Genomic DNA, 24488 nt, shown 5'->3' on the forward strand with positions numbered 1-24488 from the left:
AAATGCTTAAATACAAAGTTATGAATACATGCATCCGTGTCTTTGCCGATAGCGACCAGATCAATAGGTGCAGGGAAGACTTGAAAAGCAAGGGGGAAGGTTTTTTAGAACTGGCAGATGTACTGAATCTTGCCGGTAATGCGGTTCGCCTCAAAATCCTGTACCTCCTGAATCAGGAAAATGAACTTTGTCCGTGCGACTTATCAGACATTTTGGGTATGACAGTTCCGGCCGTCTCCCAACATTTGAAAAAGCTGAAGGATGCAGGAGTCGTGACTACTAAAAAATCGGGGCAAACCATTTTTTATTCAGTAGAAGCGCAAAGTCAGCGAATCATTTCGTCAGTGCTCGATTTGTTTAACCTCCCAAATTCAATTGCTACGTTATGAAAAAATCCCTTTTAACCAGCGGCCTTATAGCCGCTTTAGTGAGTTCCCTTTGCTGTATCACCCCGGTGCTTGCTCTAGTGGCCGGTGCGAGCGGGATCGCGTCCACTTTCTCCTGGCTGGATCCAGCACGGCCTTTTTTTGTAAGTATCACCGTGATTGTGTTGGGATTTGCCTGGTACCAGAAGCTTAAAGCCAGGAAAGCAGAAGACATCGAATGTGCATGTGAAGATGATGAGAAACCAAGCTTTTGGCAGACAAAAAAGTTCTTATCAATAATCACGGTTTTTGCAGCCCTGATGTTAACATTTCCGCTCTATGCTCACATTTTCTACCCCAAAGCCGACAAGCAACTGGTCATCGTAGAGAAGTCCGATATACAGACCGTAAATTTTGAAATCAAAGGAATGACATGTCAGGGCTGTGCAACTCATGTCGAGCACGAAGTAAATAAGCTCGATGGTATACTAAGAGTAGCTGCTTCTTATGAATTGGGCAATGCCGTTGTAGAATTTGACAATACAAAAACAGGTATTCAGGAAATACAACAAGCCATCAACTCAACGGGATATTCCGTGACCAATAAAACAGAGAAATAAATGGAAATCATATTAGAATCAACCATCACCTGCCCTAATTGTGGCCATCAGAAGGAAGAAACCATGCCCACTGACGCCTGTCAGTATTTCTATGAATGTGAAAACTGCCACAAGGTGCTAAAACCAAAAGAAGGAGATTGTTGCGTGTATTGCAGTTATGGAACGGTCAAATGTCCGCCAATACAGGAAAATGGCGGTAGCTGTTGCTAAAATCTTGTTCGATTTGCAATACCCTTGCGTCCTATTATTGTGTTCCTTTGCAGGCAAATGAAATTCATTCTTTCCATATCGTTAGGTTTTCTGTTCCTGATCCAGGCATTGGGGCCTACTATGGATTTATGCTGTGAATTGCCAAAGCTTCCAGTACTTTTTGAACACTACGAGGAGCAGTCTGAACACGACGGAACTTCATTTCTGGAATTTCTTGATTTCCATTATGGAGACGGTCAAAATGAAGAAGACCACCACCATGATGACGAGCATGACAAGAACTTACCCTTCCATGACCAGCATCAGTGTTCCCATGGCTCCATTTTTATTACCCCTTTAATGGAAAAAGTGGAAATACCCACCCAATCCTTTTTCACACTTACTCAGACAGGTTTTTACAGCTTCTCACTCTGCTCTGAACACCCCGAATCCCCATTCCAGCCGCCCAAGGCCTGATTTTCCGGACATTTAAATTGAAGTAGTTATTACTTCCAAGCTGTTGCATGGAGGTGATCCTGCATTTTCAATTTACTCCCCCAGCTCAAAATTCAAGGGCTTTTTCTGCCCTGTCTATCCAAAAAATCAGATTCATAAATGCTAAAAAATGCTGGATAAAATCATTCAATTTTCAGTCAAAAACAAACTGATCATAGGCCTGCTCACGCTTGGTTTGATCATTTGGGGAGGCTACTCCCTTTCGAGACTTCCCATTGATGCCGTACCGGATATTACTAACAATCAGGTTCAGGTCATCACCTCCTCCCCATCTCTGGCAGCTGAGGAGGTAGAACGTTTAATTACATTCCCCATCGAAATTACCATGGCAACCATCCCGGAGTTGGAGGAGATTCGTTCCTTTTCCCGCTTTGGTTTGTCTGTGGTGACCATCGTGTTTAAAGAAGATGTGGATGTGTATTGGGCTCGTCAGCAGGTAAGTGAAAGGCTGACCGATGTACAAGCACAAATCCCTCCGGGTGTAGGTCAGCCGGGCATGGCTCCCATCACTACCGGACTCGGAGAAATCTATCAATATGTGGTGGGAACCGAGAAGGGTTATGAAGATCAATACGATGCCCGTGAACTTCGTACGATTCAGGACTGGATTGTCCGAAGGCAATTACTCGGTACTCCAGGGGTTGCGGATGTGAGCAGCTTTGGCGGTTACCTTAAACAATATGAAATCGCCATAGACCCGGATAGACTAAAGGCCATGAACGTTTCCATTGCCGATATTTTCCAGGCACTGGAAGAAAACAACGAGAATACCGGAGGGGCTTACATTGAAAAAAACCTCAGCGCCTATTTTATCCGAAGTGAAGGCCTGGTGAGCGACATGGACGACATCCGAAACATGCTCATCAAAAATAATCCGGATGGAATTCCGGTTCTCATAAAGGATGTGGCTGAGGTAAAGCTTGGTAATTCAGTGCGGTATGGAGCCACTACCCGAGACGGTGAGGGTGAGGTGGTGAGTGCCATTGTGATGATGCTAAAGGGAGAAAACTCCGCGGAAGTAATTGAGAATGTAAAGAGTCGAATTGCTGAGATACAAAAAACATTGCCGGAGGGAGTAACCATCGAGCCCTTCCTGGACCGAACAAAATTGGTAAACACTGCCATTGGTACGGTGAGCAAAAACCTGGCTGAAGGTGCCTTGATCGTGATCTTTGTTTTGTTGCTGCTCTTGGGAAATCTCCGTGCAGGTTTGATTGTAGCCTCGGTCATTCCCCTTGCGCTCCTTTTTGCTTTTGGAATGATGAACTTCTTTGGCGTGTCGGGTAACCTGATGAGCTTGGGCGCTATTGATTTTGGGTTGATCGTGGATGGGGCGGTCATCATTGTAGAGGCCACGTTGCATCATTTGGGCTTGTTGAAACTGGGAAGAAAGCTGACCCAGAATGAAATGGACGAGGAAGTGTACCAGTCGGCCAGCAAAATCCGGAATTCCGCCGCATTCGGAGAAATCATCATTTTAATCGTGTACCTCCCCATTCTTGCTTTAGTGGGGATTGAGGGAAAAATGTTTGGCCCTATGGCACAGACGGTGAGTTTTGCCATTCTGGGAGCATTTATCCTTTCGCTAACCTATGTGCCGATGATGTCAGCACTGGTTCTGAGCAAGAACACTGATTACAAGCCCAATATTTCGGACAAGCTCATGGCTTTTTTCCACAGATTGTACGATCCGGCTATCCGTTGGTCAATGCACAAAAGGCCGCTGATCTTAATCCTGACTGCGGGCTTGTTTCTGGCTTCCTTTTGGGTCTTTTCCAATATGGGTGGGGAATTTATTCCAACCCTAGAGGAAGGAGACTTTGCTGTAGAAACGAGGGTGATGACTGGCAGCTCGCTTGAAAACACCATCCAGGCAACGACTCAGGCAGAAAAAATTCTACTAGAACAGTTCCCGGAAGTAAAGCAGGTAGTATCTAAAATTGGTGCAGGAGAAATCCCAACTGATCCCATGCCGGTAGAAGCTGCTGACATGATGGTGATTCTGGAAAACAAAGATGAATGGGTCTCTGCCTCTAACAGGGAAGAATTAGCCAACAAAATGGCCGAAGCTCTGGAGGTCATTCCGGGAGTTACTTTCGGATTTCAGCAACCCATCCAGATGCGCTTTAACGAACTCATGACTGGGGTTCGGCAGGATGTAGCGGTTAAGATATACGGAGAGGATCTCAATGAGCTTTCGGAATATGCCGAACAGATAGGACGGCTGGCTTCCGGTGTGGAAGGTGCTCAAGATTTGTATATAGAAGAGGTAACCGGTGTTCCGCAGATTGTCATTAATTACAAACGGGATCAATTGGCCAAATACGGCCTGAGCATCCGGGATGTAAACCGCTCGGTCCAGGCTGCCTTTGCCGGAGCGTCTGCAGGGCTGGTTTACGAAAACGAAAGACGCTTTGACCTGGTGGTCCGATTGGATAAGACCAATCGGGAGGATGTAGAGTCCGTTCAGAACCTTTACATCGCTAGGAAGGATGGACACCAAATACCGCTCTATCAGGTGGCCGAAGTGGAAATCCAGGAAGGTCCTTACCAAATCCAACGAGACGACACCCGCAGACGGATCATTGTAGCATTCAATGTACGTAACCGGGATGTGGAAAGCATAGTAACAGAGCTTCAGCAGAAAATTGAAGAGACGGTCGTATTTGCACCCGGCTACACCGTGTCTTACGGTGGGCAGTTTGAAAACCTGGTTGAAGCCCGTGAACGACTCTCCTTAGCTGTGCCTCTAGCCCTGCTATTGATATTTGTGTTACTCTATTTCACTTTCGGTTCCATTAAGCAGGGCATCCTCATTTTCACAGCCATCCCACTTTCTGCCATTGGGGGAATCTTCGCTTTATGGCTCAGGGATATGCCATTCAGTATTTCTGCAGGCGTTGGTTTCATTGCTTTATTTGGGGTAGCAGTGCTGAATGGCATTGTCCTCATTGGTGAATTCAATCACCTGAAAAAAGAAGGTGTATCTGATATTTTCGAACGGATTTACAAAGGCACGAGTGTACGTCTGCGACCGGTAATCATGACGGCTGCCGTGGCTTCCATGGGCTTTCTGCCGATGGCTCTGTCCCAGTCCGGTGGTGCAGAAGTCCAGCGTCCACTGGCCACTGTAGTGATTGGCGGTTTGATCACGGCTACCTTTCTGACATTGGTTGTGCTGCCTATCCTGTACTATTATTTTGAAAGAGGGATAAAGATGAAACCAGGGGCAATTGTTCCACTTTTGGCTATCGGCTTGCTTTGTGTTCAGATGCCTAAAGCCAAGGCGCAGGATTCTCTGGTCAGCTATCAGTCATTGGATGAAGCCATTCAAGTTGCGATCCAAAACAATCCAACCCTGAAAGCAGCAGACTTGCAAACCCAGCAGGAAAGGGAGCTGAAAGGGACCAGCTGGAATATGGCTAAAACCAATTTTAGCCTCACTCACGGACAGTACAACAGCATTTACAACAATGACAATCAGTTCAACATCTCCCAATCCATGGAATTTCCCACGGTTTATGCCAATCAAAAGAAATTGGCCAAAGCACGGATTGAAGCGAGTGAATGGATGCATTCGGCTACCCAAAACGAACTGGTTCAGCAAGTAAAGGTTTCCTGGTATTTGTTGTGGCTGGAAAAAAGCAAACAACAATTACTGCAGGAGCAAGATGAAATTTACGAGAGATTTGTCCAAGTGGCCAGTCTCCGCTATCAAACCGGGGAAACCAATTTGCTTGAAAAAGCAACTGCGGAGTCCCAAGTAGCAGAACTCAAGGCCATGCTTCAGCAAAACCAGTCGGATATCGAAATCCACAGGACACAGCTGCAAACCTTGCTTAATCTGGATAGTATTGGGGATATCGCCATGGGCTATCTGGAAGCAAGGGAGAGCAATGTACTTCTCGATACGCAAGGAATTGCCAACAATCCTACACTTGCCTGGTTTCGCCAACAAATGGAAGTAGCCGAAAAAGAGAAATCGGTGGAGAAGGCAAAGTTCTTACCCGACCTTTCGGCAGGGTATTTCAACCAGTCCCTCAATGGACCTAATCAGGATTTGGATGGTAACCCCGTCACTTTTACCTCCAGCGACCGGTTCACCGGATTTCAAGTGGGAATGGCCATCCCCATTTTTGGGGCGAAGTCCCAAGCATCGGCCATCAAAGCGGCCGAATTGAAAAAGCAGGAAAGCGAAGCACGGCTGCAAGCGGTGACAAACCAACTGCAAGGCAGGCTAAACTCACTCATTCAGCAGTACCAAAAATTTCAGACCAGCCTTGAGTATTATGAGCAAAACGCACTGCCTCAGGCAGAGCTAATTCTTAAACAGGCTCAAAAAGGATTTGAAAGCGGGGAAATCGGCTACGTGGAATACATTCAGGGACTTAACCGGGCATTGGCTGTCCGGTTTAATTACCTGGACATTCTCAACCAGTACAATCAGACTGTTATCCAGATCGAGTTCATTTCAGGCGTTCAATAAAAAGACATTCAACAATGAAAAATATATTCAAATACATCAGCAAAACTTCAATGGCTCTTCTCCTGGGGTTGACCATTTCCTCCTGCGGACCACAAGATGAGGAAGTCATTGAGGTGAATCATACAGAAAGTGAGAATACAGTGGAACTTACCAAAGCGCAGTTTGAGCAGGCAGGCATCAAATTCGGAAGCCTTGAGAAGCGGGTTATTGGTTCGGAACTCCGGGTCAACGGGGTGATTGACGTGCCCCCGCAAAGCAATATTTCCATCCATATGCCCTATGGAGGCTTTGTGAAATACACTGAAATGCTGCCTGGCACAAAGGTTAAAAAAGGTCAGTTATTGGTGGTAATTGAAAATCCGGAGTTCATCCAGTTTCAACAAGAATACCTGGAGAGTCTGGCCAAACAGGAATTTCTGAAAGCCGAATTTGACCGTCAGAAGGAGCTGTTTGATGAAAAAGTAGCTTCTGGTAAAACATTTCAGCAAGCCAAAAGTGACTTTCTGGCTAATGAAGCCCGGATTAAAACTATGGAAGAACGATTGAAGCTCATTGGCTTCAATCCGGCAAAAATCCGCGAAGGAAATATCTCGGCTTCTGTAAATATTTTCGCTCCGGTTAACGGTGCCGTTCGGGAGATTTATACCAATGTGGGCAAATACATCAACCCGCAAGATGTGATCATGGACATTACCAATGCCGAAGACCTGCATGTGGAACTTACCGTGTATGAAAACGACATCCCCAGAGTGCAGGAAGGACAACGGATCCGCTTTGCATTGGCGAATTCTCCTGAAGAATGGCGGGAAGCAGAAGTATTTCTGATAGGTAGCGGAGTGCGGGAAGACCGGTCGGTGACTGTACATGGCCACTTAGAAAAGATGCACGAAGATTTGAAGCCGGGAATGTATATAGCTGCAAGGATCGAAACCGACAGCAACGAAGTGTTGGCTATCCAAGAGGAAGGAATCGTTCGGTTTGGTGGAAAACAATATGTCTTTGCCTATACAGGAGAAAAAACAGAAAACGGTGCAACCGTTCATGATTTTGAAATGATGGAAGTCATCAAAGGATATACCGAAGATGGCTATACCCAGATTTCTTTGGCCGATTCAGAAAAGGACCTAAGTGCCCTTCAAGTGGTCACCAAAGGTGCTTTCACCTTGTTGGCTAAAGCCAAAAATACCGAAGAAGAAGGAGAAGGACACGCACATTAAAATGAATCATCCTTATGATCAAAGAACTCGAAGATAAACTCAAGCAGAAAGACATCCGACCAACAGCCATGAGGCTGTTGGTGTTGGAAGCACTGGCAGGTCAAGAGACGGCCATCAGCCTTTCCGACTTGGAAAAGGCCTTTGAAAAGTCAGACCGGGTGACACTATTCCGCACCCTGAAAACCTTTCAGGAAAATGGACTGGTGCACAGTATCGATGACGGTACCGGAGCGCCTAAATACGCCCTATGCGAAGAGGGATGCGAGTGTAATATCGAAAGGGACCTGCATGTGCATTTTCATTGTCGGGTGTGTAGCGAAACTTTCTGTTTGCCCAAGTATAAAATCCCTGAAATTGAACTGCCAAGCATGTTCAAAGGGGAAGAATCCAACTTGGTAGTAAAGGGGATTTGCGGAAAGTGTGCAGGATGAAAATTGCAATTACTGTGCATTGGGTTTACACGTAATTTCAAATCAAACATCCAATGAAATGAAACCGAGCATCAAGGAAAACCTCACACCCTAGGATGATTATACACATATGAAATTTAACACCACCATGCCGAAAGACTTAAAGCCACATTATCAAAAAGAACTGGATGCATATCATGATAAACTGGGGAAGAGTTTTTTACAGGAAGCTTGGCAGCATCTGGAGTGGGCTCACATCCTTGGTCAGCCCTATCCATACCAGCACTCTGAGGTGCATTGGCTCATGCTTCAGTTTGGTTTTAAAATCAAAGACTGGAAGGAAATACGGGGGCAGATTCTCAGGCTCTTTGTAGGTGGAGTAAAATCCTTTGTAGGGAAAGTACCTATAGGGAATACTGGGGGAGCCAATGTTCCGCCACTCTTGCCCATGGAAATACCGACAGATCTGAAGGCAATAATACATCAGTATAAAAAATAAAATAACCTTTAAAAAATGACCGCTCTACTCACCGGCACCATTATGCTCAGCCTCCTTCACGGACTGATTCCCAGCCATTGGCTGCCGGTGTTGGCCCTGAAAGAAAAGTTTGGATGGGAGGGAATCAAGACTGTTCGCATTGCGGCGATGGCAGCTTTGGCTCACTCGCTGAGTACCTTTTTGTTAGGAGTGTTTTTGGGTTTGTTCAGCTTGTCACTTTCTGAAAAGCTACACAGTTACACCCGTTGGGTCATTCCTACATTACTTATTTCCATAGGCATATATTTTGTCATTCAACACCATCGTCACCACCACTTTCATATTGTTGAAAAACAAAAACTGGAAAAAGCAGGTGCAGCGCAGGTTGTGACCTTGCTGGTATTCACCATGTTTCTTTCGCCCTGTTTGGAGATTGAAGCCTATTTCCTTATGGCAGGAACTCACGGCTTTCCGATGATCCTGGCTGTGGGATTGCTTTACACTATCGTTTCCGTGTTAGGGATTACTTTTTGGGTTTTCCTAGCCCAAAAAGGGCTACACCGATTCAATTGGCACAAATTGGAACATAATGCAGGACTGATTTCCGGTGGCATACTTATTCTCACTGGCATCATTTCCTTTTTCACAGATTAAAACAGATTAGACGATGACTAATACAAATCACTTAGACGATAAAGCCTGCTGCAGCACTGACCAGCATCCAGGCAAACCAAAAACAGAAGAGGAAAAAACCTCCCCAACTTTCCTGCAAACTTGGGGAAGTGGTATGGTGAGCTTTGTCATGCTACTTGCTGGAATAGCCACTGACCAGTGGGGACAGCCTGCGTTTTTCCAGGGATGGATCCGCATTGGCTGGTATGTGCTGGCCTATTTGCCAGTGGGATGGCCGGTATTGGTCAAAGGTTGGAAGTCCATCATAAAAGGTGATGTATTTACTGAGTTTTTCCTAATGGGGGTAGCCACACTGGGGGCTTTTGCCATAGGTGAATATCCAGAGGCGGTGGCAGTAATGCTTTTCTATGCCATCGGTGAGTTGTTTCAGGATGCGGCCGTGAACCGGGCCAAGCGAAACATCAAAGCCCTGCTGGACATCCGCCCAGATTCGGCTACTGTTTATAGAGATGGGCAAACGGTGTCTGTACACCCTGAGGAAGTACAAATTGGGGAAACCATACAGGTTAAACCTGGAGAAAAAGTACCCCTCGATGGGGAAATGATCAGTGAAAAAGGCAGTTTCAATACCTCCGCGTTGACTGGCGAAAGCAAACCTGCGACCTATAACCAAGGAGAAAATGTACTGGCTGGGATGGTGAATCTCGACCGGCTGATTGATTTGAAAGTGAACAGACGGTTCAACGAAAGTTCAATTGCCCGAATCCTTGAGCTAGTCCAGAACGCCACCTCACGCAAGGCAAAAACTGAACAGTTCATACGTAAGTTTGCACGGGTTTACACTCCAATCGTTACTTTTTTGGCAGTTGGATTGGCCTTTCTGCCTTATCTCTTTGTGGAAAACTATTTGTTTGAAGAATGGCTTTACCGGGCATTGATCTTTTTGGTGATCTCTTGCCCCTGTGCGTTGGTCATTTCTATTCCACTTGGTTATTTCGGAGGCATTGGAGCAGCCTCACGTAAAGGAATACTGTTTAAGGGTTCCAACTTTCTTGACATCATGACCAGTGTAAATACCGTGGTGATGGACAAAACAGGCACGCTTACCAAGGGAGTGTTTGAAGTTCAGAAAGCCGTGACCATGAAAGGAATCACAATAGATTGGCTTTGTCTGGCAGCAGCAATGGAAAGCAAATCCACCCATCCCATCGCAAAAGCCATTACAGAGTATGCTAAAAAGCAAGGAGGGAAGATTTCAGAACCTGAGCAACAGGAGGAAATTGCCGGGCACGGCCTGAAAGGAACAGTAAATGGCAAGCATGTCCTGGTCGGCAATCAAAAACTGCTGGACAGGGAAGGGATAGTTACCCATAGAGATGCAGCCGGGGAGGTCAATACCGTTATCCATGTAGCAGTAGACCAAAAATATGCGGGATATATAGTGATCGCGGATGAACTCAAAGAAGATGCTGCTCAGGCGATCAAGGGGCTACATCAATTAGGAGTTCGGGAACTGATTATGCTGTCAGGAGACAAGGATGCAGTGACCCAGCAAGTGGCAAAATCCCTCGGAATAGATAAAGCGTTTGGTGATCTGTTACCGGAGCAGAAGGTGGAGAAAGTAGAAGAATTGAAAAAGGATACCAGCCGTGTCATTGCTTTTGTGGGGGACGGTATCAACGATGCTCCTGTCCTTGCTCTGGCAGATGTGGGAATTGCAATGGGTGGTTTGGGTAGTGATGCAGCCATTGAGACAGCCGATGTGGTTATTCAGACTGACCAGCCCTCAAAAATTGCTACTGCTATTCAGTTGGGCAAACAGACTAAACGGATCGTATGGCAAAATATCGGTCTGGCATTTGGAGTGAAGGTCATTGTACTGGCACTGGGAGCCGGAGGCCTTGCCACCATGTGGGAAGCAGTCTTTGCCGACGTAGGAGTGGCATTGCTGGCAATTTTGAATGCGGTAAGGATACAGCGCTCTTAACTCAAAGTTCAATCAGGTGTAGATACGATCCTCTTTTTCTTTAGCTGAAGGTTGGCATTCCTAAGGTTGGGTTACCTTCAATCGGTTGAAGTTAAAGACTCCTTTTCAAATGGATTTCCAATAACATCCCTAAGTCATTTCCCCCGTTTCGCCCACTCCTTTCGTTCCGATTCATTCGAGCCATTTTTCAAATGACAGCTCCTTTCTCTCCACTCTAGGAAAGGGCTTTCACTCCCCACGGCTACCGCTTCACTCCACTTACTCTTCTCTAAGTCCCGGCAAGCCTGGGACTCGGGAAGGCCGTTTCGTGAAGCCGTAGCCCGAGCCTCCTTTAGGGGGCAAGCCTGTTTCCGATTTTTCTTCCGAGTACATCGAGATTTTTGTCCGTTTCGGTCGGTGAGCGCTCCGTTCCATTTTTTTCTTCTCAATCCCCCGGTCTTCGGTGTATGACACGACGATGCAAAGGTTGAGTGCGAACCTGCAACAGTCAAAAGTGCGCTCCGCCCTGAGCTAAAAAACAGGGTCTCCTACGGACTGCCTCCCAGTTTTTTATCCCAGGCTTTTGCCCTATGCAGAACCACACTCTATGGGTTGCATGTCGGTCAGAACCTCAATACCAGTGGATAAAAAAAATGTCACTTCACGCCCACATATCGCCCTTCACTCCCAAAAAATTACCCCTTGTACTCGGGAAAAATCTCAGTTTAAGTGTCGGGTCGATCTTCCTAATATCCTTGGATATAACCGGGCTTTATGTGACTGATGAACAACTAAATAATCTCTTTATCAATCCTTTTCTGTCACACTCTAAAACTCTGCAACCATGAAGACTTGGGAAAATTTCAACCAATTAGCGGAAACCGTTACCAACGAAATCATCGAAGGTATCCAAAATGAAAACCTTACTTGGGAACAAGTATGGAGTCCTAAAAACTCTCCGAAGAATTATGCTTCGAACCGTCCTTATTTGGGATTCAATGCACTTTGGCTGGCTTGGGTTACCATCTCCAAGAAATTCAAAAGTCCTTATTTTCTGACCTACAATCAGGCAAAACACCTTGGCGGAAATGTCAAAAAGGATGAAAAAGGTTCTAAAGTCGTATTCTGGAAGATTTCCAAGTTTGTAAAAGGAAAGGCTTCCAATGAAGAAGGAGAAAACGAGGATCTTTTTGGAAGAAAGTTTACCCCCTTTATCTGGACGGTTTTCAACATCGATCAGATAGAAGGAATCGATTTTTCCATTGAAGGTACTGAGGAAAGGGTTTTTTCCCCAATCGAAACTTGCGAATCCATCATTTCAGGTTATACCACCTGTCCGAATATTGTTCATGAAGGAGACGAGGCATTTTATAGCCCTTCCAGAGATTTTATCAATATGCCGGATAAGGAATCCTTCAAAGGTGACGAGCAATATTATTCTGTACTTTTTCATGAGATGATCCATAGCAGTGGCCATTCTAGCAGATTAGGAAGATTTGCAGAAAGACCGGCTTTGGTTGGCTTTGGTTCGGTGGAATATTCAAAAGAGGAATTGATTGCCGAAATGGGAGCCAGTTTTCTGAATGCACTTGCAGGAATCAAGGATGCCAATTTCAAAAACTCCTTGGCCTATCTGAAAGGATGGTTTAAGCCATTACAGGAAGATCCAAAAATGTTGATCTATGCTGCCCAAAAGGCACATCAAGCAGCGAATTATATTCTTGGAATTGACCAGAAGGGGGAGGAGTGATCCCCCTTTTTTACTCATTTTTTCCTTTGATCTATCCTCTAAAAATTGACCACCTCCGGTGGTACTTCTGAGAAATAGAGAAATTCTTACAGGAAGTTTATTGCTCCACTTAATAAAAAAGAACATGAGTAAGGGAGCAAAAAAATGGATAAAATCAGGTTGCAGGATACCTACTTTAAATCAAGTCAGGCTGTATTTCTCAACTCACAGATTCGAAATAGAAGAAGGAGATATTTTCTTTTATTTTCATCGGTCCACTTTTTGGCGTTCGCAATTCGGTGATCGAATTGGAGATTGGAAACTAGCTGCCAAAAGATGGATGTGGAATCTAGAAAACTAACTGGCTATAAGTTTTGGTTAGAAATCCCCATTCGATAAACTTTGAAAACCTTGTCACTTTTTTAAAGGGAGTAATTCTTGCCATAGTGATTTCGAGTATTTAAAATATTGACATGAATTTGTCAAAAAAATTAACATTAGAAGAAGAGCGTCTCCGGGAGGAATTGGTGACCTTGGAGGTGCGTATCCGCATGAAGATTAAAAGAATTTGTCTCACTAATTTGAAGTTGCCTTATGAGCGGCTTTCAGCTGGACGCCGCCTAAAGGAATTGTGTTTGTTAGCGATTTCATCAATCGACGAGGGAGATGAAATCAAACTAGCAGCCTGCTTGAGGGAATTAAGGGAAAAGGGGATGCCTATTTAAAATTTTTGCTGTATTTAAAGCTTATCCAAAATTTCCCGGATTAGCCGCTCTCTGTCCAACTCCTTTTTTCTCTTTGTCCGTAGGCTTACGATATAAAGTATCCAAATCCCCCATGCAACCGCAAAAAGCGGAAAAGGATTATCTGATCCTAATGCTCCAATCATTGCTATGAAGCTGATGAAAATGGTTCCTAAAAATTTTATGACTGACCACATAATCAGATGGTTTGATATTCAACATACTACTTTACGGTTTTGAATCAAAGTAGTTTAGCTTATTGGTGTAAATAAATAAAGATGTATTTATATAAAAATAGACCAAGTTTGAGATTCAAAGCATGAAAATTTTAGGGACTTAATGAATAAATTATTTAGGGTTAGTATTATCCAAAAACTTATTATTAACCTAGTTATACCTTGGTCCCTTGGTAAGGGTACAGGTAACTTCTTCAATGCAAGAATTGCATTTTTCTTGACTTTAAATTTATCCCACCTTCTAGCTTAACTAGCCTCCATTACCCTGAAAGTGAATTCTTTTTTGCAAGAGTGTTATTTTATCAGCAGGTTGATAAATAAATCCAAATTTTTAAATCCCTATATTTGAAAACGTGAGACTCGCACTTTCCATAAAAGCCAACTCCATGCTGCTCATCCTTTGGATGATGCTGATGCATACGGCTTTACCACATGTTCACCACGAGCATGAAGAACATTCTCACCATGGAGCTCAAGCAAGCCACTCACATGATCATCACCACGGTCACGATGAGGAAAGTGCGGAGAAAAAGTACCTCATTGATCTGTTCTTTCAGAATCACACCCACTCCAATCATTTACCACAAACCATCACGGTAAACCACGAAAAATCCGACCTGATCAAAAAGGATCAGCGGAAGATTGTGGAGGTTGCCATTATTTCAATTCAGGATCCACCGATCCTACCGAACATTGAGCATGATAAGCTCAAGAATCAGGAGGATCCCGATCTCGATCCCCCATTTTTTTCCTGTAAATCCTTACGGGGTCCACCTGCTCTAGGCTAAACTAGTGGAGGAACATTCCTTCATGCCTTGGCGCTATCAAATGCGCTTCAATTCCGTGTTTTAGCCAAAACCAACATCACATGTTAAAAAACATCCTGTTCGCAGGTTGTCTGTTTCTGCTATCCTGGCGGGGCTATTCCCAGACCAGTTTGGAAGAACTGTTACAACAAGTCGAACAAAACAACCTAGAACTCCAGGCGCTTTCAACTGCCCTGGAAGGTAAAAGATTTGAACTTCTGTCAGGCAACAATCTTCCTGATCCGGAAGTGGGAATCTTTTACCTGCCTTTCGGTGAGAACATTACTGGAGATTATACCGAATACCAGATCACCCAATCCTTCGAATTTCCCACGGTCTATAGCTCGAGGAAAAACCTGATCAATCAGCAAGTATCTCAATATGAACTTGAGTATAAGGCCAGGCGACAAGAGATTCTTGGCTCGGCCCAGGCTTATGCGCTTGAGTTGATCCTGATTTCCAAAAAACTGGACGTCTTTACATCCCGAACCGAACAAGCCAAAACAGTTTTTGATCAGGTGAATCAACTTTTCCAGAAAGAGGAGGTGGGTATTCTTGAGCTTAACAAGGCTAAAGTGGCTTGGCTGCAACAGCAGTTCGCTGTCCAGCAACTTGAAAACCAGATTCAAAACCTAAAAGGGCAACTGGAAAACCTGAACGGAGGAACATCGATCACTGCTATCCCTGAGGAATATCCAGTCTTCGCAGGGTTGACGGATTCGGATAGCATCTGGACGGAAAAGCTAAAGTCAGAACCCCAGCTTCTACAAATCCAGCAGGAAGAATTGCTTGCCCAGCAAAGTCTTCAACTGGAAAAGAACAAGGTTTTACCCAACCTGGCGGCAGGATTCAATAGGCAGGGAGTCATGGGTTCCTATTATTCAGGAATCTACGGTGGTTTGACTATTCCGCTTTGGGGTAGTCGGGGTAAGGTAAAAGCTGCCCAATCTCAGGTGGAGTTCCAAGCCCAAAACAGCTTGTCCAAAGTCAATCTCGCAAGGGCTCAATTCGATCGGGAATACAGGAACTACACACTTCTCCGGGCAAAATTCACAGAGTATCAGAGCACCTTGACGGCACTGGATTCAGAAGAACTGTTACTGCAAGCCTACCAGCTGGGGGAGTTGTCTTTTCTCCAATACTTTCAGGAAATCCAGTTCTTCCGTCAAGCGTTTGACACATTCCTGGAAATGCAACATCAACTATATCAATCACATACCTCCATACTCAAACATCAACTCTAAAACATCCAAAACAACGACATTATGAAAACTTCAAAAATTCTAATCGCATCTACCTTGGTACTTGCCCTTGCCTGTGGCAAAAAATCAACCGAAGAACAAGCGCATGAGCATGGGCCAGACTCCCATGAGCATGTCGATGAGGAACATAGCCACGAGGACGGAGATCATAGCCACGATACAACTTCTCAGGAAGAATTTACAGTCCAAGATACCACCGGTACTCATACCCATGAGGACGGAGAAAAACACAAGGATCACTAAAAACTCAGAGGTATGCGATTGATATATATGATGACATTATTTCTGCTGATCACGGCTTGCCAGTCAGCAGAAGAACAAGAAGCACACAGCCATGAGGATGGTGAAGAGCACTCTCATGAGGAGGGTGCTGTCCCAGCTTTGAACTTTACAATTTGGACTGGACAGACGGAGCTTTTTGTTGAATTCCCGGCATTGGTGGTTGGCCAACCCAGTCGATTTGCCGCACATTTCACGGTTTTGGACCGGCATCAACCCGTTCGTGAGGGTTCTGTGACTGTCAATCTGATCAAGGGTGACAAAGGAATCCGAAGCACCGCGGATGCTCCTTCCTCCCAGGGGATTTTTACACCAACCTTGCAGCCCAAAGAAGCAGGTGAATACCGCTTGGTCTTTGAACTGAAGACTCCGGACTATTCTGACCGGATCGAAGTCGGCAACGTGCAGGTTTTTGCATCGGTTGAAGATGCAGTCCAGGGTGTACCCGTGGCTGCTGAAAATGCCAACGCCATTTCTTTTCTGAAAGAACAGGCTTGGAAAATGGACTTTCAAACTGCTCCGGTGATGGAAAAAGAGATTTTGGATATCATCCCGACCTCTGGAGTTTGGAAAGTAGCTCCTTCGGATTACCAAACTCTGATCGCCCCTGCCAGTGGAAGCGTAAGCTTTGCCAAAGGGATGCTTACGGAAGGCAGTCCAGTCCGAAAAGGCCAAGTGCTCATGACGGTCAGTGGGGCTGGGTTGACCACCGGAAATCTTGACACCGAAATCCAAAAGGCCAAAGCAGAATTTGAGCAGGCTCAGTCGGAATATTTGCGAAAAAAGGAGCTGTTCGAAGCCAAGATTGTCCCCAAAGCGGAGTTTGAAAGAGTGGAGCAGCGCTATATGATTGCCAAAGCTAACTTTGAAACGCTAAGCAGTGGCTATACCGGTTCGGGAAAGCAGATCATTTCTCCGATCGACGGATACATCAAATCCATACAGGCTCAAAACGGGCAGTTTGTGAATCAGGGTGCGGCCCTTTTTTCGGTAACCAGCCACAAAAGCAGTCTGCTTGAAGTCCGGGTGAGCCCGGCCTACTTTTCCCAACTCCAACAACTACAGGATATTTTCTACCAAACCAGTCCAAACAACTGGTCAAGCCTGAAGGCAAAAGGTGGGAAAGTCCTTTCCGTGGGCAAGGAAGTTGAAGCTGACCAGCCGCTTCTCTCGGTTTTTGCCGAAGTCAATGAAGGAGTAGAAATGCCTGAGGGAAGCTTTACCGAAGCTCAGTTGGCTGTGGGTATTCCTGCCAACGGAACGGCGATTCCCTCCGCAGCGCTCCTAGAAGATTACGGTCAGTACTCTGTCATCGTACAGCTTTCCGGTGAAAGTTTTGAAAGGAGAAATATCCAAGTCGGTAAGAAAAACGGGTCCGAAGTGGAAGTTTTAAACGGACTGAAACCGGGAGAAGTAGTGGTAACCAGGGGAGCTTATCAGGTGAAAATGGCATCCATGTCAGGTCAGGCACCCGCACACGGTCATGCACACTAAGCCGTCGAACCAATGCTAAACAGGATTTTATCATTTTCCCTTCAAAACCGATTTCTGGTTTTGTTGGCAGCGGTATTATTGAGCGTGGCTGGGCTGTTTTTGGCCCGGACGATGAATGTGGACGTGTTTCCGGATTTGACAGCGCCGACAGTTACGATTTTGACCGAAGCTCACGGCATGGAATCCGAAGAGGTGGAGAAATTGGTGACTTACCAATTGGAGACCGCACTCAACGGTTCTCCGAACGTAAGACGAATCCGTTCCTCCTCAGCAGCTGGTATTTCCATCGTTTGGGTAGAATTTGAATGGGGAACAGATATTTACAGAGCGAGGCAAATCGTGAGTGAACGAATCCCAATGGTGCAGGAAGTACTGCCGGAGGGAGTGGGTACGCCTACGATGGCTCCTATCTCTTCGATCATGGGAGAAATCATGCTCTTGGGTATTCGATCGGACAGTCTTTCTCCGATGGAACTGAGAACTCTGGCAGACTGGACGATCAGACCCAGGATCAAGTCCATTGGCGGGATCGCCAATGTGGTAGTCATCGGTGGCGATTACAAACAGTATCAGGTCCTGGCCAATCCCGAGAAGCTGAAATACTATAGGGTGGGTTTGGAAGAGCTTTTTCAAAAAGTAAAAGAAAGCAACCAAAACGCTCCGGGAGGATTTCTGAACGAGTACGGCAACCAATACTTGATCAAGGGAAACGGAAGAGCTTATGCCGTGGATCAGCTGGAAGAAGCGGTCCTAAAACAGGTCAATGGTCAGACGATAAGGATCAGGGATGTTGCCGAAGTAAAAATCGGAGCTGCGGACAAAATCGGAGACGGTTCGCTCAATGCAGAACCGGCAGTGATTATGACGATTTCGAAACAGCCTGAAGTCAACACCCTGGAACTGACCGAACGCCTGGATGCCGCAGTAGAGGATTTGAGAACCACTTTGCCGAAAGGAGTGGATATCCAAAGCAGGATCTTCCGTCAATCGGACTTTATCGAAGCGTCCATTTCTAATCTGAACCAGACCCTGTTGGAAGGAGCTTTCTTCGTGATTCTGGTGCTTTTCATCTTCCTGATGAATTGGCGGACAACCTTGATTTCCCTCCTTGCCATTCCGATTTCCCTGCTGGTGACGATCATTGTCCTTCAGCTTTTGGGATACACCATCAATACCATGAGTTTGGGTGGGATGGCTATCGCGATTGGAGCCTTGGTAGATGATGCAATCATTGATGTGGAGAACGTTTTCAAGCGATTGAGGGAAAACATCCGAAAACCCTTGGCCGAAAGACTTCCTATTCTCCAAGTGGTCAAGGATGCTTCGATGGAAATCCGCAGCTCCATCATCATCGCCACCCTGATTATCATCGTGTCGTTTGTACCGCTGTTCTTCCTCAGTGGGATGGAAGGCAGATTACTTCAGCCGCTTGGGATCGCCTTTATCACCTCGGTTATGACTTCCTTGGTGGTGGCAGTTACGCTCACGCCAGTCCTGTGTTCTTTCCTGCTGAAGGATGATAAAGTACTCATGAAACGGGCGGAAGGGACCAAAGTAGAGCGATGGCTTCGAAAGCAATATGCAAGTGTTCTTGAAAAAGCGCTTGCCTTCCCAAAACTGATCCTTGGATTGACTGTGGGAGCTTTTTTGTTGAGTTTGGTACTGATGTCACAGCTGGGAAGAAGTTTCCTGCCTGAGTTCAACGAAGGTTCACTGGTGATTTCCGCAGTCGGAGTTCCGGGAATGTCCTTGGAGGAAAGCAACAAGGCCGGGAAGATGATCGAAACCTTGCTTCTGGAAATGCCGGAGGTCGAAGTAGTCACCCGAAGAACAGGCCGTGCAGAGTTGGATGAGCATGCCCAGGGTGTAAATGCGGCAGAAATCGACGTGCCGTTCACCTTGGATGGGAAAACCAAAGAGCAGTTTTTCGAAGAAGTCCGAACCAAACTCAGTGTAGTACCGGGGATCAACATCACCCTCGGGCAACCCATCGCCCACCGGATTGACCACATGCTTTCCGGTACCCGTGCGAATATTGCAGTCAAGGTTTTCGGGGATGATCTTCCCAAACTCTTTGAAATCGGCAAGAATATCGAAACCCAGATTCGCTCCGTCGAAGGTATTGCCGATGTGGCAGTTGACCAGCAGATTGAAGTTCCCCAAATCCGGATTACTCCAAACCGACAGATGCTTGCAGCCTATGGGATGACGGTCGGGGATTTGATGAATCAGGCGGACGTGGCTTTTGCCGGAGAGAAAGCTGGGGAAATCTACGAAGGCCAGTTTTACTTTGACCTGATGGTACGGTTTGAAAAGGAATCAAGAAACTCCATGGATGCAATCCTGCGTGCTTTGATCCAACTGCCTGAGGGCGGGCAATTGCCGCTAAACCAGTTGGCGACGGTCTCCTCTGTCAGCAGTGCCAATTCGGTCAGCAGGGAAAACGTACAGCGGCACATTGTCATTGCCGCCAACGTGCAAAACAGAGACCTTCGGGGTGTGGTGAATGATATTCAGGAGGTCATCAACTCTGAAATCCAACTTCCTGTAGGGTATCGTGTGGTTTACGATGGACAGTTTGAAAGCGAAGCAAAAGCTTCTCAACTGCTGTTGATTACTGCATTCCTGGCGCTTTTGGTAATCTTCTTGCTGCTGTATTATGAATTCCAGGATACCAAGCTGTCTGCCATTGTGCTGATCAACCTCCCATTGGCTTTGATCGGAGGAATTTTGATTCTGTATTTTACCTCGGGAATCATCAGCATCGCAGCGACTATCGGTTTTATCAGCTTGTTTGGTATCGCCACCCGTAACGGAATCCTGTTGGTTTCCCGATACGAAGACCTGAGAAAAGAAGGGTTACAAGGATGGGAATTGCTGAAGCACGGAGCATTGGATCGACTCAACCCGATTCTGATGACCGCCTTTACCACCGGCTTGGCTTTGATCCCATTGGTTATAAATGGCAGTGAACCAGGAAACGAGATTCAAAGCCCGATGGCTGTGGTGATTTTAGGGGGTCTGATATCCGCTACGGTGTTGAACCTGATTGTGATTCCTTGTGTATATGAGCTTTCGCTGCCAAAACCTGGAAATGTGAGTGGGTAAATTGATTCGTTCACAGAAAGAGGCAACTCCACAAACCTAATTCAGACCAGAACGAAAGGAATACTATAAAAGAGAGGTCAGAAATGACCTCTCTTTGAATTTTAAGTTTCCTTATCAACGAAAGTTGAAATCAAACAAAAGTATCGGCTGGAGAATTATATTTAGAATAAAACAATTAATCCTTTTTCTTTTCGATTGATTCGAACTTAAATTGTCGATAGATTTTTGACTGTCAACTTATATTTTTAGTCCAATTGAAAGAACAAGACTTCTTCCATCAGACGACCATATGCCTGGTCCCGGATACATTTGAGGTCTTTTTGTGAAATAGGAGTTGTCGAAAATATTCTGAAAACTTGCCCGCAAAGTCAGGTTTTCATAGGTATAAATTCCCTGAAGATCCCAAATGTGATAAGAAGGAACCAAACCCACTGCACCTGATGGAGGTGGACTTTTTGTATTGAGTGCGTCGGAAAAAGATTCGCTTACAAACTGATGCTGTAGAGCCAATTGTAAAGAACCATAGGAAGCGGTTAGCCCGTTTCTGCTGATCCACTCAGGAACAGCCTCTACATAATTCCCTATAATTTCTTCATTTCCTTCCGATCCGGCCACTAAACCATTAAGATATCGAGCCCGCATCCAACTCGATGAAGTATAAAAGGAAAGGGAAAAGCGATCGTTCTTCAGAAATTCCCAGTCCCAAAGGAGTTCAACCCCGGCCGTTCCACTGTCTCCAATATTACTTTTTTGAACCAAAGTTGTTCCATCTTGCTCCACTAAAATATTACCTATGCGGTTGCCTATAAATGTGTAAAATAAGGTGGCGTTTAAATGCATTGACTCCTTAGGGCTGGTTTCCCAGCCAATTTCCGAATTGTATCCAAAGCTATGTGTAAGGTTTGGGTTGATTATAGTAAGAGGATTTCCGGGAATTATATCCTGAAACAGAACTGGTCTGTTGGCTTGGGAAATTCCTCCATACAAACGATTGGAAGGCGAAAACTGATAATTGGCGTTTATCCCCAAAGTCACGAAATCATATTCTATCTCCTGAGGCACCTGCTCTGCTTCCACATAACTGATAGTTCCGCTCATTGCTGAACTTCCATTCTCTATCCGTAATCCAGGTGAAATTGAAAATCGGTCATTTAAGTGAAATTGGTTTTCCAGTGATGCTGCAATGCTTTGACTTTTCAAGTTGATATCTCTGGGAAAATCTCCTAAAACAGACAGGTCGTAGTCTGTGCCAGTCGTCCCTTTTCCCCTTTGCCTGCGATCAAAGGAATTATTGAAATATCGAACTGAAATTGAGAGATCATTTTTAACAGAACCTAATGTATATCCATGTAAAATTCTAGCCTCAAAAGTCCGGGTATGGTAATTATCAATATCCACATTTCTAGGAGCGTACTCAGAAGTTGCACTATTGATGGTGTCGGGCACGTTTGCAAGTGCATCAAAAGTGACTGAACTTCTCTGACCAAATATCCCGCTTCCCACCAAACTGAAACTTGTATTAGCTGCCAATCTGCCTTCCAGTGTCAATGCCGGTACCCAGATTTCAGGACTGTAATAATTGCGTGACCGGGTGGCTTGGGTCGGGTCTTGCTCAAATTGTGCGTCTGTAAGCGGACCTGGAATCTGGTACAAGAAGATACTTCTGCTCAGTTCTGCTTTGCCTTTTAGCCGATCATTAAACTGATACGAAATTTCCACATGCTGAGCATCAGACTCTGATTTTCCGTTATCTCGGTATCCATTGGAATTCCGCTTTTGGTAGTACCCAAAATAGCTGAACTTCCCTACCGTCCCTCCGATTGAGGTGCAGTTGGATAAGAGGCCAAAAGAACCTGCGGAACTGATGTTTTCAAGGCTAAACTTTCTGCTTGGATCGGGTTTTTTGAGCACGTAATTGAGCATGCCACCAAACTGCTGACCATACTGAAGTGCGGCGGTTCCACGAATCAATTCTATCTGCCCGACCGCTTCTATTGGCATGGAATAGTGACTGGCAGGATACCCATAGATATCGGTATTGATCATTACGCCGTTTTGCCGCACGTTGAATTCCCAACTGCGGTGGCCATCTAATCCCCTTACAGAGAGGTTGATTTGATTGCCGGTGCCATCCATGTCATAAATAAATGCAGAAGGGATCTTTGCAAAAAGACTACGGCCTGTCTTTTCTGCAAGATTAGTAGCCAGTCCGCTCAGGGAAATAACTTCGGATTTCCTTCCTCCGATTATCATCAATCCATTCGTTGAGGGGAGACTGGTGACCGGGTTTTGAAGTCGGAAATTCTGGATTTTAATCTCTTCGAGAGATAAGGTTTTAATAGTGTCTTGCTGTGCATATACTCTGCCTGAAAGGCAGCAATAGGCCATCAGCAAGTAGAAATAATACTTGTAATTCATAAGTAGAAGTCATAATTGATGGGAAAATTCAGGGATTATTTCCCTGAAAAAAGATTCAAGAGAACTGGATTCCCTGGGGAGGAAGCAGTAGGATATCCTTGATTCCCTTCGGAATGCTGACTAAAAAAGGAGAAAAATGCCGGATTAATATTTCGGTAAGTTTTGGTGCAAGGGAGAAATCGTGTACGCGTGGGACAAAGTCTTTTGCGAAGGATTTTAAAAGTACTTTCTGTAAAGGCGGCCCCTCAAAATCTCCCTGATCAGATGCGAGAGAAACTATCCAGAGTTTCACTTGTTCATTAAGTTTCGTTTGGAGTTCATCCTTCACCACGACTACCTCCAGGTGATCTTCAAAATACCGTTGTTTTATTACGCGGTTCACTTTTCCCTCAATTTCCATCTGGAAATTCACCGTTTGAAAGTTTTCCTGATTCTGCCCATACGGCATGGCAAAAGGAATTCGGATCAGTTTTCCCTCAAGAAAGTCTTCGTCATTTTCCCAAATCTGATTTTCCCAATGTTGATGTATTGCCATAGGCATAAGGAACTGCACCGCAAAAAATCCGAGGTGGTATAGGCTAAAGCAGATTAGAAGAACAAATGGGGCAGATTTTTTCATTGGGAAGGCTAAAGTAAATTTAAATAAGTTTAGATAAAAAAACAGATTTTGAAATCAATATCAGGTCTTAATTAAACATCTAATCGGTCAATAAAATGGTCGCATTCATTTTTTAAAAAACTGATAAGCCTAATTTTCGACGGAATGGGAGCGGGTTACCTTTGCGGATAATGGGAAGAGCCCCTGACTCAGTTTTCTTTGTGTGGGGTCGGGGCATACCCTTTTCGATTTTTGAATTCGGTCTGCGAAACCAGGGGAGGGCAAGAAAGCATGTAAATCACTGAATGTGAAAAAATTACTAGTGGAAATAGATTGGTTAATGCATGTTTAATGTTAAAGTATGGTCCTTAAATCAGCTTGATCAAGCATACCATGAAAAAATTATGCATGTTAAAAATAGCTAATTCTGAAATCCTTTCATGTGCGCAGAGCTATTAATAACCTACTTTTGTCACTTCATGAATAAGGCTGCAAAAAATATTTCCAAAAATAAGTTGCGAGACTTTTTTGTATTCGCTGCTATGCTTTTGGTGTTGTTAACATCATGCCCAATCAAAAACGGCCTTTTGAGTCTGGCTGATATTCCGGTCAATACGGAACAAGGCTCAGCTAAAAAAACCAATCTTATCTCTGGATACGGGGTTGAAAAATGTTTCTACAGTGAAACTGCGGATACAATAATCTCTCAGGAGATTTCTATCAGCGCAAACGATTTATTGCCTGCCCTTCTATTAACGGCCACTTTTCTTTTCCTGCTAGGTTATATTTTCTGCAAGGAACAATCACATCCCCTTTACGGGAATTTAAAGATCTACGGTACTTTACCTATTTTTCTCCAATACCGGAAACTCATCCTTTAATACCATCCTACATTTCTTTTTCCTATTGACCGCCAGGTTTCAATAGGCAGAATT

The 24488-nt window shown here is 45.0% G+C and carries 21 protein-coding genes; 18 read left to right on the plus strand and 3 right to left on the minus strand.

Features of this window, described 5'->3' with window-relative positions; genetic code table 11:
- Nucleotides 1-20: 20 nt before the first annotated feature.
- The 12 genes from C4S61_RS05890 (at nt 21) to C4S61_RS05955 (ending at nt 13334) form a co-directional block, all read left to right on the plus strand.
- Nucleotides 21-389, plus strand: coding sequence for an ArsR/SmtB family transcription factor (locus C4S61_RS05890; protein ID WP_200820543.1), 369 nt, complete (start codon nt 21-23; stop codon nt 387-389).
- Nucleotides 386-985, plus strand: a complete 600-nt coding sequence (gene merTP / locus C4S61_RS05895; protein ID WP_077353374.1) for a mercuric transport protein MerTP — start codon at nt 386-388, stop codon at nt 983-985. Before C4S61_RS05890 ends, merTP begins: the two co-directional genes overlap by 4 nt.
- The gene (locus C4S61_RS22260) at nt 986-1195 is read left to right on the plus strand and encodes a GDCCVxC domain-containing (seleno)protein (protein WP_103923850.1); all 210 of its coding nucleotides are present in this window, start codon (nt 986-988) and stop codon (nt 1193-1195) included.
- A 57-nt stretch (nt 1196-1252) separates the two neighbouring features.
- On the plus strand, nt 1253-1651 hold the full coding sequence (locus C4S61_RS05905) for a hypothetical protein (protein ID WP_111390975.1): 399 nt from the start codon (nt 1253-1255) through the stop codon (nt 1649-1651).
- Between the two features lie 148 nt (nt 1652-1799).
- Nucleotides 1800-6176 (plus strand): CusA/CzcA family heavy metal efflux RND transporter, encoded by a 4377-nt coding sequence (locus tag C4S61_RS05910; RefSeq protein WP_103923852.1) that lies wholly within the window; start codon nt 1800-1802, stop codon nt 6174-6176.
- 14 nt (nt 6177-6190) lie between these two features.
- Complete coding sequence (locus C4S61_RS05915; protein ID WP_103923853.1) at nt 6191-7393, plus strand: efflux RND transporter periplasmic adaptor subunit; 1203 nt, start codon at nt 6191-6193, stop codon at nt 7391-7393.
- Nucleotides 7394-7407: 14 nt separating this feature from the next.
- Nucleotides 7408-7824 (plus strand): Fur family transcriptional regulator, encoded by a 417-nt coding sequence (locus C4S61_RS05920; protein ID WP_103923854.1) that lies wholly within the window; start codon nt 7408-7410, stop codon nt 7822-7824.
- Between the two features lie 109 nt (nt 7825-7933).
- A complete protein-coding gene (locus C4S61_RS05925) occupies nt 7934-8302 on the plus strand; it encodes a DUF3703 domain-containing protein (RefSeq protein WP_103923855.1) in 369 nt (122 codons plus the stop codon).
- Nucleotides 8303-8317: 15 nt separating this feature from the next.
- Nucleotides 8318-8935 (plus strand): hypothetical protein, encoded by a 618-nt coding sequence (locus C4S61_RS05930; protein WP_103923856.1) that lies wholly within the window; start codon nt 8318-8320, stop codon nt 8933-8935.
- 13 nt (nt 8936-8948) lie between these two features.
- On the plus strand, nt 8949-10901 hold the full coding sequence (locus tag C4S61_RS05935; RefSeq protein ID WP_103923857.1) for a heavy metal translocating P-type ATPase: 1953 nt from the start codon (nt 8949-8951) through the stop codon (nt 10899-10901).
- An 823-nt stretch (nt 10902-11724) separates the two neighbouring features.
- On the plus strand, nt 11725-12630 hold the full coding sequence (locus tag C4S61_RS05945) for an ArdC family protein (RefSeq protein ID WP_103923859.1): 906 nt from the start codon (nt 11725-11727) through the stop codon (nt 12628-12630).
- Nucleotides 12631-13082: 452 nt separating this feature from the next.
- Complete coding sequence (locus C4S61_RS05955; protein ID WP_103923861.1) at nt 13083-13334, plus strand: hypothetical protein; 252 nt, start codon at nt 13083-13085, stop codon at nt 13332-13334.
- A gap of 14 nt (nt 13335-13348) precedes the next feature.
- On the opposite strand, the gene C4S61_RS05960 is transcribed toward C4S61_RS05955, so the two are convergent.
- Complete coding sequence (locus C4S61_RS05960; protein WP_103923862.1) at nt 13349-13549, minus strand: hypothetical protein; 201 nt, start codon at nt 13547-13549, stop codon at nt 13349-13351.
- Nucleotides 13550-13941: 392 nt separating this feature from the next.
- On the opposite strand from C4S61_RS05960, the gene C4S61_RS05965 reads away from it, so the two are divergent.
- The 5 genes from C4S61_RS05965 (at nt 13942) to C4S61_RS05985 (ending at nt 20537) form a co-directional block, all read left to right on the plus strand.
- A complete protein-coding gene (locus tag C4S61_RS05965) occupies nt 13942-14376 on the plus strand; it encodes a hypothetical protein (RefSeq protein ID WP_146064349.1) in 435 nt (144 codons plus the stop codon).
- A gap of 80 nt (nt 14377-14456) precedes the next feature.
- Complete coding sequence (locus tag C4S61_RS05970) at nt 14457-15638, plus strand: TolC family protein (protein WP_103923864.1); 1182 nt, start codon at nt 14457-14459, stop codon at nt 15636-15638.
- A 21-nt stretch (nt 15639-15659) separates the two neighbouring features.
- Nucleotides 15660-15899: a hypothetical protein gene (locus tag C4S61_RS05975; protein WP_103923865.1), complete on the plus strand. Its 240-nt coding sequence runs from the start codon at nt 15660-15662 to the stop codon at nt 15897-15899.
- A 12-nt stretch (nt 15900-15911) separates the two neighbouring features.
- Nucleotides 15912-17429, plus strand: a complete 1518-nt coding sequence (locus C4S61_RS05980; RefSeq protein WP_103923866.1) for an efflux RND transporter periplasmic adaptor subunit — start codon at nt 15912-15914, stop codon at nt 17427-17429.
- A gap of 12 nt (nt 17430-17441) precedes the next feature.
- Nucleotides 17442-20537 (plus strand): efflux RND transporter permease subunit, encoded by a 3096-nt coding sequence (locus C4S61_RS05985; protein WP_103923867.1) that lies wholly within the window; start codon nt 17442-17444, stop codon nt 20535-20537.
- A gap of 237 nt (nt 20538-20774) precedes the next feature.
- Here the strand turns inward: C4S61_RS05985 and C4S61_RS05990 are convergent, their stop codons facing one another.
- Nucleotides 20775-22955 carry a TonB-dependent receptor family protein gene (locus C4S61_RS05990; RefSeq protein ID WP_103923868.1) on the minus strand — a complete coding sequence of 727 codons (2181 nt, stop codon included), beginning with the start codon at nt 22953-22955 and terminating at the stop codon, nt 20775-20777.
- A 55-nt stretch (nt 22956-23010) separates the two neighbouring features.
- Nucleotides 23011-23490 (minus strand): hypothetical protein, encoded by a 480-nt coding sequence (locus C4S61_RS05995; protein WP_146064350.1) that lies wholly within the window; start codon nt 23488-23490, stop codon nt 23011-23013.
- Nucleotides 23491-24032: 542 nt separating this feature from the next.
- Between C4S61_RS05995 and C4S61_RS06000 the strand changes: the two genes are divergently transcribed.
- Entirely contained in the window at nt 24033-24434 is a 402-nt protein-coding gene (locus tag C4S61_RS06000) for a hypothetical protein (RefSeq protein WP_103923870.1), read from the plus strand.
- Nucleotides 24435-24488 lie beyond the last annotated feature (54 nt).

Source organism: Algoriphagus boritolerans DSM 17298 = JCM 18970 (genome assembly GCF_900108085.1).
Lineage (GTDB): Bacteria > Bacteroidota > Bacteroidia > Cytophagales > Cyclobacteriaceae > Algoriphagus > Algoriphagus boritolerans.

Excerpts from the sequence above, each read along its gene's own strand:
- C4S61_RS05890 (WP_200820543.1), top strand. The coding sequence starts at position 21 with ATGAATACATGCATCCGTGTCTTTGCCGATAGCGACCAGATCAATAGG.
- merTP (WP_077353374.1), top strand. The coding sequence starts at position 386 with ATGAAAAAATCCCTTTTAACCAGCGGCCTTATAGCCGCTTTAGTGAGT.
- C4S61_RS22260 (WP_103923850.1), top strand. The coding sequence starts at position 986 with ATGGAAATCATATTAGAATCAACCATCACCTGCCCTAATTGTGGCCAT.
- C4S61_RS05905 (WP_111390975.1), top strand. The coding sequence starts at position 1,253 with ATGAAATTCATTCTTTCCATATCGTTAGGTTTTCTGTTCCTGATCCAG.
- C4S61_RS05910 (WP_103923852.1), top strand. The coding sequence starts at position 1,800 with ATGCTGGATAAAATCATTCAATTTTCAGTCAAAAACAAACTGATCATA.
- C4S61_RS05915 (WP_103923853.1), top strand. The coding sequence starts at position 6,191 with ATGAAAAATATATTCAAATACATCAGCAAAACTTCAATGGCTCTTCTC.
- C4S61_RS05920 (WP_103923854.1), top strand. The coding sequence starts at position 7,408 with ATGATCAAAGAACTCGAAGATAAACTCAAGCAGAAAGACATCCGACCA.
- C4S61_RS05925 (WP_103923855.1), top strand. The coding sequence starts at position 7,934 with ATGAAATTTAACACCACCATGCCGAAAGACTTAAAGCCACATTATCAA.
- C4S61_RS05930 (WP_103923856.1), top strand. The coding sequence starts at position 8,318 with ATGACCGCTCTACTCACCGGCACCATTATGCTCAGCCTCCTTCACGGA.
- C4S61_RS05935 (WP_103923857.1), top strand. The coding sequence starts at position 8,949 with ATGACTAATACAAATCACTTAGACGATAAAGCCTGCTGCAGCACTGAC.
- C4S61_RS05945 (WP_103923859.1), top strand. The coding sequence starts at position 11,725 with ATGAAGACTTGGGAAAATTTCAACCAATTAGCGGAAACCGTTACCAAC.
- C4S61_RS05955 (WP_103923861.1), top strand. The coding sequence starts at position 13,083 with ATGAATTTGTCAAAAAAATTAACATTAGAAGAAGAGCGTCTCCGGGAG.
- C4S61_RS05960 (WP_103923862.1), bottom strand. The coding sequence starts at position 13,549 with ATGTGGTCAGTCATAAAATTTTTAGGAACCATTTTCATCAGCTTCATA.
- C4S61_RS05970 (WP_103923864.1), top strand. The coding sequence starts at position 14,457 with ATGTTAAAAAACATCCTGTTCGCAGGTTGTCTGTTTCTGCTATCCTGG.
- C4S61_RS05975 (WP_103923865.1), top strand. The coding sequence starts at position 15,660 with ATGAAAACTTCAAAAATTCTAATCGCATCTACCTTGGTACTTGCCCTT.
- C4S61_RS05980 (WP_103923866.1), top strand. The coding sequence starts at position 15,912 with ATGCGATTGATATATATGATGACATTATTTCTGCTGATCACGGCTTGC.
- C4S61_RS05985 (WP_103923867.1), top strand. The coding sequence starts at position 17,442 with ATGCTAAACAGGATTTTATCATTTTCCCTTCAAAACCGATTTCTGGTT.
- C4S61_RS05990 (WP_103923868.1), bottom strand. The coding sequence starts at position 22,955 with ATGAATTACAAGTATTATTTCTACTTGCTGATGGCCTATTGCTGCCTT.
- C4S61_RS05995 (WP_146064350.1), bottom strand. The coding sequence starts at position 23,490 with ATGGCAATACATCAACATTGGGAAAATCAGATTTGGGAAAATGACGAA.
- C4S61_RS06000 (WP_103923870.1), top strand. The coding sequence starts at position 24,033 with ATGAATAAGGCTGCAAAAAATATTTCCAAAAATAAGTTGCGAGACTTT.